General features: G+C 62.0%; 9 protein-coding genes. 7 read left to right on the top strand and 2 right to left on the bottom strand.

Annotation, left to right across the window (positions count from 1 at the left end; genetic code table 11):
* Positions 1–55: 55 nt before the first annotated feature.
* From HHL27_RS18350 to HHL27_RS18340, 3 genes are all read left to right on the top strand, one after another.
* Entirely contained in the window at positions 56–1,300 is a 1,245-nt protein-coding gene (locus HHL27_RS18350) for an acyl-CoA dehydrogenase family protein (RefSeq protein ID WP_169494844.1), read from the top strand.
* A gap of 145 nt (positions 1,301–1,445) precedes the next feature.
* Positions 1,446–1,805 carry a hypothetical protein gene (locus tag HHL27_RS18345; protein WP_169494843.1) on the top strand — a complete coding sequence of 120 codons (360 nt, stop codon included), beginning with the start codon at positions 1,446–1,448 and terminating at the stop codon, positions 1,803–1,805.
* A gap of 81 nt (positions 1,806–1,886) precedes the next feature.
* Positions 1,887–2,795, top strand: a complete 909-nt coding sequence (locus tag HHL27_RS18340; RefSeq protein WP_169494842.1) for an acyl-CoA thioesterase domain-containing protein — start codon at positions 1,887–1,889, stop codon at positions 2,793–2,795.
* Positions 2,796–3,038: 243 nt separating this feature from the next.
* Here the strand turns inward: HHL27_RS18340 and HHL27_RS18335 are convergent, their stop codons facing one another.
* The gene (locus HHL27_RS18335; RefSeq protein WP_206069698.1) at positions 3,039–4,649 is read right to left on the bottom strand and encodes a hypothetical protein; all 1,611 of its coding nucleotides are present in this window, start codon (positions 4,647–4,649) and stop codon (positions 3,039–3,041) included.
* Between the two features lie 529 nt (positions 4,650–5,178).
* On the opposite strand from HHL27_RS18335, the gene HHL27_RS18330 reads away from it, so the two are divergent.
* The 4 genes from HHL27_RS18330 to HHL27_RS18315 all read left to right on the top strand — a co-directional run bounded on the left by HHL27_RS18330 (position 5,179) and on the right by HHL27_RS18315 (position 12,855).
* A complete protein-coding gene (locus HHL27_RS18330; protein WP_169494840.1) occupies positions 5,179–7,716 on the top strand; it encodes a TonB-dependent receptor in 2,538 nt (845 codons plus the stop codon).
* Between the two features lie 169 nt (positions 7,717–7,885).
* Entirely contained in the window at positions 7,886–10,912 is a 3,027-nt protein-coding gene (locus HHL27_RS18325) for a TonB-dependent receptor domain-containing protein (protein WP_169494839.1), read from the top strand.
* Positions 10,913–10,956: 44 nt separating this feature from the next.
* Positions 10,957–12,228, top strand: a complete 1,272-nt coding sequence (locus HHL27_RS18320) for a NupC/NupG family nucleoside CNT transporter (protein ID WP_169494838.1) — start codon at positions 10,957–10,959, stop codon at positions 12,226–12,228.
* A gap of 15 nt (positions 12,229–12,243) precedes the next feature.
* Complete coding sequence (locus HHL27_RS18315) at positions 12,244–12,855, top strand: CDP-alcohol phosphatidyltransferase family protein (RefSeq protein WP_169494837.1); 612 nt, start codon at positions 12,244–12,246, stop codon at positions 12,853–12,855.
* On the opposite strand, the gene HHL27_RS18310 is transcribed toward HHL27_RS18315, so the two are convergent.
* Positions 12,843–13,598 (bottom strand): DUF1499 domain-containing protein, encoded by a 756-nt coding sequence (locus HHL27_RS18310; RefSeq protein ID WP_169494836.1) that lies wholly within the window; start codon positions 13,596–13,598, stop codon positions 12,843–12,845. The genes HHL27_RS18315 and HHL27_RS18310 overlap by 13 nt on opposite strands.
* Positions 13,599–13,712 lie beyond the last annotated feature (114 nt).

Here is a 13,712-nt window from a genome sequence, read left to right as displayed (position 1 = left end):
AATTTGGTGCATGGCATTGGCCTGGGTTAGGCTTGCCGCAGAGAGGGAGCCAACCATGACCGATATCTATTCCATTCCCGAACTTGACGATCTGCGCATGTCCGAAAGCGCGCGGCCTCTACTCGAGGCGGTGAAGCGGCACATCGCCGAGAACGTCGATCCGATCACCGAGGAATATTTCCGCCTTGGCGAAGGCCGGGCCGACCGGTGGAGCTTCGCGCCAGGCCAGCTCGAACTGCTCGATGGCGCCAAGGCGAAGGCCAAGGCTGCGGGTCTGTGGAATTTCTTCCTGCCCGACGCGGAAACCGGTGAGGGGCTGAGCAACCTCGATTATGCCTACATCGCGGCTGAGCTCGGCAAGTCGCCGCTGGCTTCGGAATCGCTCAACTGCTCGGCCCCCGATACCGGCAACATGGAAGTGCTCGAACGTGTCGGCACGCCCGAGCAGAAGGCGCGCTGGCTGGAGCCCCTGCTGGCGGGAGAGATCCGCTCTGCCTATGCCATGACCGAGCCGAACGTCGCCTCTTCGGATGCCAAGAACATCAGCACCCGCGCCGTGCGCGACGGCAAGGACTGGGTGATCAACGGCGAAAAGTACTACATTTCGGGCGCGGGCGATCCGCGCTGCAAGATCATGATCACGATGGTGCGCACCAGCGACGACGGTCCGGCATCGCAGCAGCAGTCGCAGATCCTTGTGCCGATCGACACTCCGGGCGTGGAGATCGTCGGCCCGATGCACGTGTTCGGCGAAGACCACGCGCCGCGCGGCCACATGCACATCCGCTTCAACAATGTCCGCGTGCCGCACGAGAACATCCTCCTCGGCGAGGGCCGCGGGTTCGAAATCTCGCAGGTGCGCCTCGGACCGGGCCGCATCCACCATTGCATGCGCACGATCGGCAAGGCCGAGGTGGCGCTGGACTACATGGTCAAGCGCGGTTCCTCGCGCGAGGCGTTCGGTCGCTCGCTGATCATGCTGGGCAAGAACCTGGAACTGGTCGCCCGTGCGCGCATCGAGATCGAAGCGATGCGAATGGTGGTGCTCAAGGCCGCCAAGGCGATGGACGTGCTGGGCAACCGCGAAGCGCGCGTCTGGGTCAGCCTTGCCAAGGCGATGGTGCCGGAAAAGACCTGCCAGATCATCGACCAGGCGATCCAGATCCACGGCGCCACCGGCATTTCGCAGTGGACCCCGCTGGCGGAACTCTACACTGACGTGCGGCACCTGCGCTTTGCCGACGGTCCGGACGAGGTCCATCACATGGTGGTCGGCCGGCACGAACTCGGGCTGCACTGAACGGCTTGAGTCGGGGACCGGGCGGCACGGGGTGCCTCCTGGTCCGAGCCTTAACCAGGGTGTCGAAGCGAAGCCTGCAACCCGGCCTTTCACCTCGCCAGCGTTTGTGGCTTGCTTCGAACGGTCGGCGCTGTCAGGTGGTCGGATGAAACCCGAAACGCGCGCGATGATAGCAGCCTCGGCCTATGCCCTGATCTTCGGCAAGAAGGTGGCGGGCGTCCACGATCACGCTTCGGGCGTGGACCTCGACATCGCAGCCGAGGCGCGCGAGGGGCGTGTGCAGGCGGTGGACGGTGCCCGTTCCGTCAGGTTTGCAGGGACGCTTCCCGAGGTGCGCGATTCCAGCACCGGGGCGTACATTTCGTTCGAGCTCGACGGGACGACCGCGCGCGGGTTCGACCGGGCGACGTCCAGTCATTTTTCGCTACGCGCGCAAGACCAGATCGTCCAGCTGTACGATCATGGGCAAGAGGCCTGGTTTGCGTTCAGCATCCAGACGATCTGACACGCTCGTCCGCTTTCGCGCGGTTGACCATGCAGCCACGCTGTGACAGCGCGAAGGCATTCCGGGAGTAGCGAAGCAGCCGTGCAGAACTTGTCCGAAACCGCCGCGCCATCCAGCCTGCTTGGCGATCTGATCGCGCTGTTGCAGGTGTCACCGCTGGGCGACGACCGTTTCGAAGGCGGGTGCGAGCGCGGCGCGCAGGCGCGCCTGTTCGGCGGGCAGGTCATCGGCCAAGCGCTGATGGCGGCGCAGACCACCGTTCCCGAAGGTCGATTGGTCCATTCGATCCACGCCTACTTCCTGCTTGCCGGCGATGGGCGCGATCCCGTGGAGTACGAAGTCGGGCGAGACCGCGATGGCGGAGCATTCTCGTTTCGATCGGTCGACGCCATGCAGGACGGGCAGGTGATCCTGCGGCTTGCCGCCTCCTATCAGCGCAAGGAGGTTTCGGTATCGCATCAGGTGGCGATGCCCGCAGCGCCCGATCCCGAAACGCTGGTCGATCACATCATCGCAGCCTTGCCGTTTCTGGACGAAATGGTGCCAGAGCTTGCTTCGCGCTGGCCCAGCCAGCGATCGGCAATCGAGTTCCGGCCCACCGATCCGCATCGAAGCTTTTCGGCCGAACCCGCCGAACCCGTGCAGTCGTACTGGTTCCGCGCAGTTGCGCCGGTGCCGGACCATCAGCCGCTTCAGCGCGCGCTCCTGGCCTACGCGTCGGACAAGATGCTGCTTGCAACGACCATGCTACCGCACGGCATCCATTGGTCGCGCCCAGGAATCCGTTCAGCAAGCATCGACCACACGCTGTGGATCCACGGCGACGTCGATATGGGCCAATGGATGCTTTACCACCAGACCAGTGACTGGACCGGCGGCGGTCGCGGGCTGATCCATGGCAAGATCTTCACCCGCGACGGTCGCCTGGTAGCCACCGCGATGCAGGAAGCGGTATTGCGCATCTCGCCTGAATCAACGCCGAAGCGCTGAGCGGGCAGCAATCATCAGAGGCACAAGCGCGATTGGGTGCTAGCTTGCATCGCGAATACAGTTATTTAAAAATATATTTCGTGTGAAAACCCAGATGCAGCTAAATGAATTCCGGAAAATAGTATAATAAATTGCAGATATATCGTTTTGACCTAAAAATAAATTCAATCCCGGTTGGTCGAATACTGCAGATTTAATGCGCCAAATTTTAAAAAATACTTGATAATCGTTCGATTTCCGAGATTATCTTGGGCAATCTTCAACGCGAAATCTATCCCTAGCACCATAGAATATTTTGCATTGCAGGCCAGATGCGTTCGTCCATTCTGCCAGGACGTCGCTAGCACCGTCTCCATTCGCGTCTGAGACAAACATTTTTTCAACGGCACCGTAACCTCCTGCCCAGATGCTGTCCGGACCGAGGCCGGTAGCTGAGCCAAGTGCCACAAGGTATGCCTTGGCAGGTGCATCCACGCGCAACCGATCGCTGAAGCCGTCTCCGTTAAAATCTCCCCAGATGTCACTTTCAAGGGATGGGGATCCAGCGTTCTGGCAGTATTCCAGTATAAATCGTGCCATGGACGGAACCGATTTCATATTAAGGCAAAGACCTGCGTTATTCGTGGCTTGCAGCGTGACCGAACCCGATTGCGAAGGTTGCAATGCAATGAGACGATCCACTTTTCCGACTGCACGCGCCCACTCTTGCTGGGTATTTTGCAGCCCTTGCCCGACGCGCAGGGACACCCAAAAAGAACCGGATGAATCCAGATCTACGATGTCTGTGTAGCCGTCTGCGTTAAAATCGACCGGAAGCATATCCAGATTTTCGTCAATGCTGGTCAAACCTTCGTCAGCGAAAATGAACGCAGCAAAGTCGAAGACAATCGCACGATTTGGAGTGACCTTGCCCTTGACAGTAAGGGTTGCACCCGGCGCAATCGTCAGGTCGACAGGATGAGCCAGTGGCAGCGAGCCGGAGTTCTGACCCGGCACGTGGGCAGGTAGTTGAATTGTGGTGACAGTTTGATTGTTTATCAGCACCTCGACGGAGTGAGTAGACGGTTCGGTGCTGCTCAGATTGGAGATGAACGAGCCGATCCCATAGACGCGGACCGGTTTGTCGCTAGTGTTGCGGAAGCTTGTGAACGGGGCAGTCGTCCTCGCGGGATCGGCAACGTAGGAACGGTCGCGGTAGGGTGAGCGATAGCTTACAATTCGTCCGCCCGTCACCCAGTCGGAGCGTTTGAGCGTGGCCGAATAACAAACCTGGAATAGCGACCCATCGGCCAATCGACTGTCGTCAATGACTTTCGCTCCTGATCCATCGAGAGGGAATATCGCCGAAACCGAGCCAATCGAAAGCCGTTGGTTAGGTGCGATTGCCAAGCCACCTTGCGGGATGGTGATTGAACTCACGCCGCGGTCGTTCGGCTGCGTGTCATACCGGTGGGTGATCAACAATTCCTCGCCGCTATTCAATGCTACGAGGGCAGAGCGCGGCAGAACGGTGAAGCCAACGTCCGTTTCCACGGATTCGCCAGTTCTGATACCGCTTGTGTCCATGACGTAGGCGAAATCGACAAGGCGATATTCGGCTTGTGTCAGGTTGGTGAAAAACGCAGCGGCCCCCACCGTTCTGGGATCTTCTGTCTTGTTTTTGCGGAGGCAGCCCGAGAAGATCACAGTGTCCGTTGCGTTGACAAGGTCGATGCTTCCGGTCCCCTCTTTAGCGCGATCGACAAACTGCTGGGTTGCAGTTGTTGGCGGAGTTGATGTTTCGGAGCCTGGCGACGAGGGTCGGGTTGCTTGCCCTTGGTTATCTCCTCCACAGGAGCACAATGCGCCGGTCAACATTATCGCGATCAGAGGACTACCGAATATCTGAGAAATTGTCCGCAATCTTGCCCCCTGAATCAATGGTCAGTCTGAATGCCAGATTTTCGCTTGGGGAGATATAATACAATCATATACTTCCACTAAATCATGCATTTATGTTGCAGGATTAGCGATTGAAGCGCTTTGCCCCGGTAAACGGTATTACGCCCACTACTGGGAGCCGACGAAAGGCTAATCCCTTTCAGCGAAACCAAGGGAAAATTGTTCATTCCGGCTTTGGCGATCGTCAAGTCAACTGGTGATCTCCACACATGGCTATGCCGGTGAGCGCCTTGGTGAACCCAGCTTTGCGTCCAAGGTACGACTGGCATGTGCCGACGCGTGCCATCGTTCTGTCACTGAAGTTTATCCAAACTGCCACGTGCAGCGCCTAGCGAACCAACCGCTCCAACGTTCGAGCGTTACGTGGCTAGGGATAAAGTAGATGAGGGCATTTGGATCGACGGCGTGCGCCTTGCGGGCAGGCTTGTTGGCGGGCACGATCATGTCATTGGGATTTTCTTCGCAAGCCATCGCTGGCGAGGCTGGCAACGCTGAAGAGACCGAAGCGGCGGCAGCGCCGGTCGCAGGGAACGGCCTGGTCGATGCGAATGCGATCATCGTTACCGGCGCCAAGACGACGCGTTCGGCAACTGCGATCCAGCAGACCGAAATCCAGAAGATCCTGCCCGGCGTTTCACCGCTAAAGGCGATCCAGACCCTTCCGGGGGTGCTGTACATCACGGCCGATCCGTGGGGCAACAACGAGCAGAACGCGCAGACGTTCGTGCACGGCTTTGCCGGCAACCAGCTTGGCTACACGATGGATGGCCTGCCGCTGGGCGACCAGAGCTACGGCAACTACAACGGCCTTTCGCCGCAGCGTGCGGTCATTTCCGAAAACGTTGGGCGCGTGGTGGTGGCGACGGGGGCGGGTGACCTTGCCACGCCTTCCAACAGCAACCTGGGCGGTACGGTAGAGACGTTCTCGTCCGATCCGTTGGCGAAGTTCGGCATCCAGGGCGCCCAGACCGTGGGCAGCTATGATGCTTCGCGAACCTACCTGCGGATCGACACGGGCGATTTCGCGGGCGGCAATTCGGCCTATATCTCCGGCGTGCGCCAGCGCGCACGCGCTTGGGATTTCAACGGCATCCAGAAGGGGTGGCAGGCGAACGCCAAGTTCGTCCACGACAGCGAAGCGGGCAAATTCACCCTCTATTTCGACTACAACGACATGGTGCAGCCCAACGAGGACGCCACCGTGTTCTTCAAGCCTTCGGCGGGCGGCACGGCAACTGCGGCGCAGCTCTACACGCCTTATACCAAGCCGTTCTATTACCCTGATTTCGACGGCTACCGTTCGGGCTACCTCAACGCGTTCGGCAATTCGCCGGCCGCGCAGGGCAGCAATTATCGCAATTACTATTCCGATGCCCAGCGCACCGACTATCTCAGCTACCTGCGTTACGACGCGCGGCTTTCCAGCAAGGTGACTTGGTCGAACACGGCTTATTACCACCACAACGACGGCGTAGGCGTGGTAGCCGGACCGTTGGGCCAATCGATCACCACCGCGCAGGCCTATCTCGATCCGAATTACGGCAGCCTGCCATCCAACTGCCGCTTCACTGCCAACAACAACGGGACGAAGCCGGCAGCCTGCACCGCGCTGACTTCGGCGCAGGCGGCTACGGCCGGCGCGGCGCTGGTGGCGGCAACGGGCGGATCGGGCCTGATCACGCGCACTACTGAGTACCGCATCGATCGCGTCGGGCTGATCTCTTCGATCAGCGCGGAATTGGGCCGGCACAAGATCGACCTGGGCGGATGGTTCGAACACAACAGCACCACGCAGTGGCGCCGCTGGTACGCCGTGCCGGTGGGAAGCCCGGCGATGAGCACGCCCTACATCCGCCCGGGCGACGTGATGGAACCGCTGTTCACGCAGTATCAGGGTGAAGCCCGGATCAAGCAGTTGCAACTGCATCTGCAGGACACTTGGCAGGTCACGGATCAGCTGCTGGTTCAGGCCGGTTTCAAGACCAGCGCCCAGTGGGCCAACGGCCGTTTCCCGGTGCAGCCCAAGGTCGGATCGCTTGGTGGCACCACCGCGCTGCCCCAGGGGAAGATAAATTCGTTCAACTGGTTCCTGCCAGCCGTGGGTGCGACCTATAACGTCAACGGCCACGAGCAGTTCTACTTCAACGTGCAGAAGAACCTTCGGCAGTATCAGGCCTATCTCGCAGGCGGTGGCGGACCGTGGTTCACGGGCAGCCAGGCGGCGTTCGATGCTTTCGCCCGCGAAGGCAAGCCGGAGACGAGCTGGACCTATGAGGCCGGCGTCCGGTCAAATCGCCAGCTAGGCTCCGGCGTGGCGCTGCAGGCACAGCTGAACTACTACCATGTCGACTTCAGCAACCGGCTGCTGGCCATCCCGACCAACCCCGGCGGCATTGCCGGCAGCGGTATCACGGGCGGCACGTCGACGCTCGTCAATGTCGGCAGCGTCAAGACCGATGGTTTCGATGCAGCCCTTACGCTGCGCTTTGGCAACACGTTCTCGGTCTACAACGCGTTGTCCTACAACCTGTCGAAGTACAAGAACGACTACACTTCGACCGCTCTTGGGATCGGTGCGGCGACCGACACCTGCATCGGTGGTTACCTTGTCACGGGCGGCATCGTGCCAACCTGCGGAAAGCAGCTGCCCGGCACGCCCAAGTGGATGAACAAGACCGTGGCCACGCTCAACGTGGGGCCGATCGAGATCCAGGGTATAGGCGACTATGTTGGCAAGCGCTTCGCGACTTTCACGAACGATGTTAGCGTTTCGTCCTATTTCCTGACCTCGCTGCGCATTGCAGCGCGTGTGCCGGAAGGTTCGCTGCCACTGCGCAAGGTTGAGCTCGCACTGAACGTGACGAACTTGACCGACAAGAAGGGCGTTTCGACGCTGTCGATCGGCTCGGCCACCAACAGCTACTCGGCCTATCCGATTGCGCCGCGGCAGTGGTTCTTGACGCTTTCGGCTGCCTATTGAGGAAATTCCCCCGGCATCAGTACAAAAACGGCGTGCTCTCACGTTCGTGGGGGCGCGCCTTTTTATTCGGAGCCAAGGCCCACCCCCGACTGTAAGTTCCGGCTACATTCGGCGACAAAGCGGATGATCCCCTGCTAAACCAGGGGGACGGTCATCCAGGGGGGACATCTTGCTCGTACACTCGAGGTTCTTGCACGCCGCCGCAGCGGTTGCGCTGGCTGTTGCATATTCGGCACCCGTGCATGCCCAGCAGGCCGGACTTCAGGTGTCGCTGGTGGAGGGGCAGGGCGACGAGCCGGCGGCAGGCGTCGATGTGATCATCGAAAACGCCGAGATCGGTTTCCGGCGCACGGTTCGCAGCGACGCAAACGGGATGGTGCGGCTGGACGGTGTGTCCACGGCCGGGCGCTACAGCGTTCGCTTGGGCAACGCGCCTGCCAGCGAGGCGGTGACGGTTGCGCTGCGGGCGAACTTCACCAGCAGCGTGACCCTGCGCCGGAATGGTGGCGGAGCGATCGTGGTCGAAGGCCATCGCGCGGTGACTGGGATCAACGCGGTCAATGCCGAGGTTTCGGCTTCGCTCGACAAGGCAGAGCTGGTTGCGCTGCCCATCGAGGGGCGCGATGTGCTGGGTGCGCTGGTGCGGCTGCCCAACGTGGTTCCGTCGACCGGGTTCTTCGCAGAATCCCCCTCGATCTCGATCAATGGGGCCAACGGTCTCGACGCCAACTATCTGCTCGACGGGCTCGACAATAACGAGAGCTTCCTCGGCGGGATCAAATTCCCCGTTCCGCTGGGTTTCACCCGCAACGTCACCGTCCTCGCCAACTCCTATTCTGTGGCCTACGGCCGGACGGCCAATGGCGTGGTGAACTACACTTCGCCGTCCGGGACCAACGATTATCACGGCGAAGTCTACGCGCTGGTTCGTCCGGGCCGACCCATCGACGCGGCTTCGCCCTATCCCCGGCGCGACCTTTCCGGAAATCCGGTTGGTGAAAGCTTCGAGCGATATCAGGCAGGCGCCAGCATGGGCGGCCCGATCGCGCGGGACCGGACGTTCTTCTACGCGAACTTCGAATACACCCGCGATCGCAACGTGCAGGTGGTCGATGCGCCGGCATTGGGCACGGTGGCGAACGTGACCGGCCACAACGAGGCCTACCTCGGTTCGCTGCGAATCGACCATCGCCTGACCGACGACTGGACGCTGAGCCTGCGCGCCAATGTCGGGCGGGTGACGGTGGACCGGCCCGGCGGAAGCCTTGGCGGGGGCAATGTCACGTTCCCTTCGGCCGGATCGGACCAGCAGCGCTTCTCCACGCTCGTGGCGGCATCGGCCAGCTATTCGGGCGACGCGTGGAGCTATGACGGCGCGGTGCAGTTCAGCCGGTTCCGCTGGGACTATGCCCGGCCCAAGGGAGAGCCCGGGCCGCAGGCCACCGTGCGTGATCCGTCGGGCCTTGCCGTCGCAGTATTGGGCAATCCCGGTTATGTCTTCAACGATCTGGAAAAGACATGGCAGACGACGCACCGGCTGCAACGCAAGCTTGGTGCGCACAAGCTGACGATCGGCGCGGACGTGCTTCATTCGGACTTCGCGCTGCTGGGCGGAGGCAATCCGGATGGGAACTACACGGTGGACCTGACCGATGCGCAACTGGCGACCTTGGCCGGCAGCGGCAAGGGCCTTGCACTGTCGGCGCAAGACGTTCTTTCGCTCAATCCGGCCGTTGCCAACTACTCCGTGGAACTGCGGCCGCGCGCCTTCGGCACAGGGCAGACGCAATTGGGCTTCTATGTTGAGGATGAATGGCAGGTCGGCCCCCGGCTGACGGCGACATTCGGGCTGCGCTGGGACTATGACAGCCTGACGGGCAAGGGCGGGAAAGGCGCCGACCTTGACAACTTCGCGCCGCGCCTATCGCTGAACTACCGGCCCGACGCCCGATCGACTGTGCGGTTCGGGGCCGGGATATTCACTGGAAAGCTGCCATACTCGGTGATTTCCGACGCCCTGCAGCGCAATACCACCTCGCCTGGCTTCGTTTCGCAATTGCGAGCGTTGCAGGCCAAGGGGCTGGTTCCGGCCGGTGTCGATCTGGCCAAGGTGACGTTCGACGGCAACCTTGCGGTGTCGCCCGCCTGCACGACGGTTTCGGCCTGCCCCGCGCCCCAGCAGGTTCAGGCCCTGCGCGACAGCGCGACGCTGGGCGAAGCGCGGATACTCAATCCCGAAGGCTACAAGAGTCCGTGGAGCCTGCAGCTGAGCGCCGGGTATCAGGTTCAGGCGAGCGATACGCTGACACTGAGCGCGGACGTGATCTACAGCCGATCGCACAATCTGGTGCGGCTGCGTGATCTCAATGCGCCTGCACCGTTCACGCCCAACCTTGCCGCACTGACCGACGCCAACATCGCCCTGCTCAAGGCGCAGCCGGACAACGCATCGCGCTTTGCCCTGGCGCAGTCTCTGGGGCTGGTGCGCAGCCAGGCGGATGCGGACGCCACCCGGCCGGTCGCGCTGGTCGCAGGTGGGGCCAGGCAGATCACCGTGTCGGAAACGAAGGGAGAGTCCGAGTACAAGGCCCTGATCCTGCAGGTGAACAAGGCGCGCGGCGAAGATGCCTATGCCTTCCGCATCAGCTATACGCTGTCCAAGCTGTCCAACGATACCGACGACATCAACTTCCGCGCCGCCAACTCGAACGATTACAGCACGGAGTGGGGGCCATCGGCCAACGACCGGCGGCACGTGATCTCCGCAGTGGGCTACCTTTACCCGTTCGATGGCCTGAGCGTGAGCGTGGCGGGGCTTTTCCAGTCCGGACAGCCAGTGAACCTCGTGCCCGATGCTCGCATTTTCGGGACGCAGGACCTTAACGGTGATGGCGCTTCCTTCGGCGAGAGCTATGTCGGGAATTCGGACCGCTATCCCGGCGCCAAGCGCAACTCCGCCCGACTGCCGTGGTCGGCAACCATCGATATCGGTCTGCGCTATACCATCCCCGCATCCGACGGGCGGCTCGAGTTGAGCGCGGATGTATTCAACGTGTTGAACACCAACAACAAGTCCGGCTTTGCCAACGCGGCGACCACGTCCAACCAGATCCAGTTCGGTGGCGGCGCACCGTTCGTGCAGCGCAATGCGGGGCCACCACGCCAGTTCCAGTTCGGGCTTGCGTGGAAGTTCTGACCCGTCGAAGGTCTGGCCGCAGCTTGAGGGGGGTGAAATAGGCGATGGCGATCCTGCAGCAGGGACAGGGGCTGATCGGCATCGGGCTGATCCTGCTGATCGCCTGGGGTGTCTCCGAGAATCGACGAGCCATGCCGGGCTGGCGCTGGATCGCGGGCGCCCTGATCATGCAGCTGGCCATCGCGCTTGCGTTCATCCGCGTGCCGCTGGTGTGGCGCGCGGTAGAGGCGATTAACAGTGGCGTCAGCGCGATCGAGCAGGCGACCCTGGCGGGATCGAGCTACATGTTCGGCTATCTCGGAGGAGCGGAACTGCCATTCGTGCTCAAGCCCGGCGTATCGCCGCCGATGATCATTGCCTTCCAGGTGCTGCCGCTGATCATCGTGTTCTCGGCGCTGACGGCGCTGTTCTGGCATTGGGGCGTGCTGCGCTGGCTGGTCAACGGTCTCTCGTGGGTTCTGCGGCGAACGCTTGGGGTTACCGGCGTCGTCGGATTGAATGCCGGCGCCAACATCTTTCTGGGCGTGGTGGAAGCTCCGCTGATCGTGCGTTCCTGGTGCGCCACGATGTCGCGCTCGGAACTGTTCGCCGTGATGGTGCTGTCGATGGCCAACATCTCGGGCGCGTTGCTCGTGCTTTATGCGACGACGCTGGCGCCGATCCTGCCCAATGCCGTGGGGCACATGATCGTAGCGTCGTTCCTGTCGCTGCCGGCGGCGATCCTGATCGCGCGGATGATGGTGCCCGAAAGCGAGGGCGAGCGCGACAGCGCTGCCGCAGAGCCGGAAGTCCATTACGAGGACACGATGGATGCCATCCTGCGCGGCACGACCGAAGGGGTGCAACTGGTGCTGGCCGTCATCGGCACGATCATCGTCATCTTCGCGCTGGTGAACCTTGCCGACCAGATCCTGGCCAACCTGCCGCGGGTCGATGGTGGGCCGATCACCTTGCGGCGCCTGTTCGGGTGGTTCTTCGCGCCCTTCATGTGGGCGATCGGTGTGCCGTGGCGCGAAGCGGTACCGGCCGGGGCGCTGATGGGCACGAAGACCATCCTCAACGAATATGTCGCCTATCTGCAGTTTTCGCAGGTGCCCGCTGGTACTTTCACACCACGAACGGAGCTTATCGTCACCTATGCGCTTTGCAGCGTCGCCAATCTTGCCAGCGTGGGCTTGCTGGTGACGACGATCGGCACGCTGGCACCCGGTCGGCGACGCGAGGCCGCGCAACTCGGGATGAAAAGCTGGCTCGCCGGCAATCTTGCCTCGGGCATGTGCGGGGCGGTGATCGGCCTTGTCACATTGGCAGGTTGAGGGGAGGCTAACGCGATGTTCGATGCCCGCCTGCGACCGCTGATCGACCCGCCGCTCAACCGGCTGGGAAAGTTGCTGGCCGGCATGGGGCTTTCGGCGAATGGGGTGACATTTGCCGGGCTGGGGGTGGGCATTGGCGCGGGTTGGGCGCTGGCATCAGGGCATGTCAGCCTTGGTCTGGCGCTCATTCTGGCCAACCGGCTGCTCGATGGCGTCGACGGGGCCATCGCACGTGCGACGCAGTTGACGGACTGGGGCGGGTACTTCGATATCGTGGCCGACTTCGCGTTCTATGTCGCGGTGCCGGTGGGCTTTGCCCTGCTATCGCCTGGCAACCTGCTGCCCGCGGTGGTCCTGATCGCGAGCTTCACGCTGACCGGCACGAGCTTCCTTGCCTTCGCCACGATTGCTGCGAAGCGGGGGCTTGAGACGACGGCGCACGGCCGGAAGAGTTTCTTCTACAACACGGGCCTTGCCGAAGGCAGCGAGACGATCATCGCCTTCATCGCGATGTGCCTGCTGCCAGCGCATTTCCCGCAGATTGCCTATACCTACACGGCGCTGTGCGTGGCGACGGTGGTGCAGCGCACCCTCGTCGCCCGCGCAACGTTCGCTCAAGCGCCCTGAAGCTGCGCCAGGAAACTGCGGATTCGCTTGGCGTTGACGCCCATGTCGGACACGCCGATCCGGCTGACCGAGCGCACGTCGACGATGCTTGCCGTCCCATTGTCGGCCGACGTTGCGCGCACGGCGATATCATCGTGGAAGCGGATGAAGGAGACCGAAGCGGTCGCTTCGAGCTTGCCCGCGGTGGGATCGTTGAGCGCGATTTCCCAACCGTTCTCCTTGGCGATGCGCGCCGCGTTGGCGATCACCTGCGCCGGCGCCCTGGCAATGCGGACGGTCTTGATATCTCCATAGGCGGCCGCGTGAATCTTGCGCCAGTTGTCCACCGTGCCGACGCCAGCCAGGTTGTCTGCGCGAAGTGGCAGCTTGGTGAACGCCGGCGGATTTGCGAGATCCGTGGTGATGTCATGGATCGCAGGAACCTTGCCGGAAAGGGCCGGGCGGGTCGCGATGAAGGCCACGAAGGGCAAGGACAGGACGATCGCGAGAATTGCCCTGCCGCGTGCAGGCGAGCGATGGCGCAGACCGAGCAGCAGCCCGATGACGCCGAGCACGAACGCAACCAGCGCGACAAGTCCGCCAAGCGCAAGGCCCCCGAAGCCGACCAGCTTGGGGACCACGTCATACCGCCCCAGCGTGACGCCGATGATCGCTATGATCAGGCCAAGAATGGCGAGAGTGCGCGCCCAGGTGCTGAGGCGCCGCGTCCACTTGCCGTCGTCTTCGTCCTTCGCGTTAGACATAATTCCCCCTCCTGATTTACCGTCGCTACCGACCGTGCAGGCTTTGGTCGGTGCGCAGCGCGCATTCTTACACCAGCGGCGATATTCGCCAGCAAAAGATACCGCGTCAAAAAC

This window comes from Novosphingobium olei, assembly GCF_012927405.1.
Classification (GTDB): Bacteria; Pseudomonadota; Alphaproteobacteria; order Sphingomonadales; family Sphingomonadaceae; genus Novosphingobium; species Novosphingobium olei.
This window is presented reverse-complemented; position numbering and strand designations above follow the sequence as displayed.

What these genes read in the sequence shown, in the direction of transcription:
- HHL27_RS18350 (WP_169494844.1), top strand. Translation starts at nt 56, where the DNA reads ATGACCGATATCTATTCCATTCCCGAACTTGACGATCTGCGCATGTCC.
- HHL27_RS18345 (WP_169494843.1), top strand. Translation starts at nt 1,446, where the DNA reads ATGAAACCCGAAACGCGCGCGATGATAGCAGCCTCGGCCTATGCCCTG.
- HHL27_RS18330 (WP_169494840.1), top strand. Translation starts at nt 5,179, where the DNA reads ATGTCATTGGGATTTTCTTCGCAAGCCATCGCTGGCGAGGCTGGCAAC.
- HHL27_RS18320 (WP_169494838.1), top strand. Translation starts at nt 10,957, where the DNA reads ATGGCGATCCTGCAGCAGGGACAGGGGCTGATCGGCATCGGGCTGATC.
- HHL27_RS18315 (WP_169494837.1), top strand. Translation starts at nt 12,244, where the DNA reads ATGTTCGATGCCCGCCTGCGACCGCTGATCGACCCGCCGCTCAACCGG.
- HHL27_RS18310 (WP_169494836.1), bottom strand. Translation starts at nt 13,598, where the DNA reads ATGTCTAACGCGAAGGACGAAGACGACGGCAAGTGGACGCGGCGCCTC.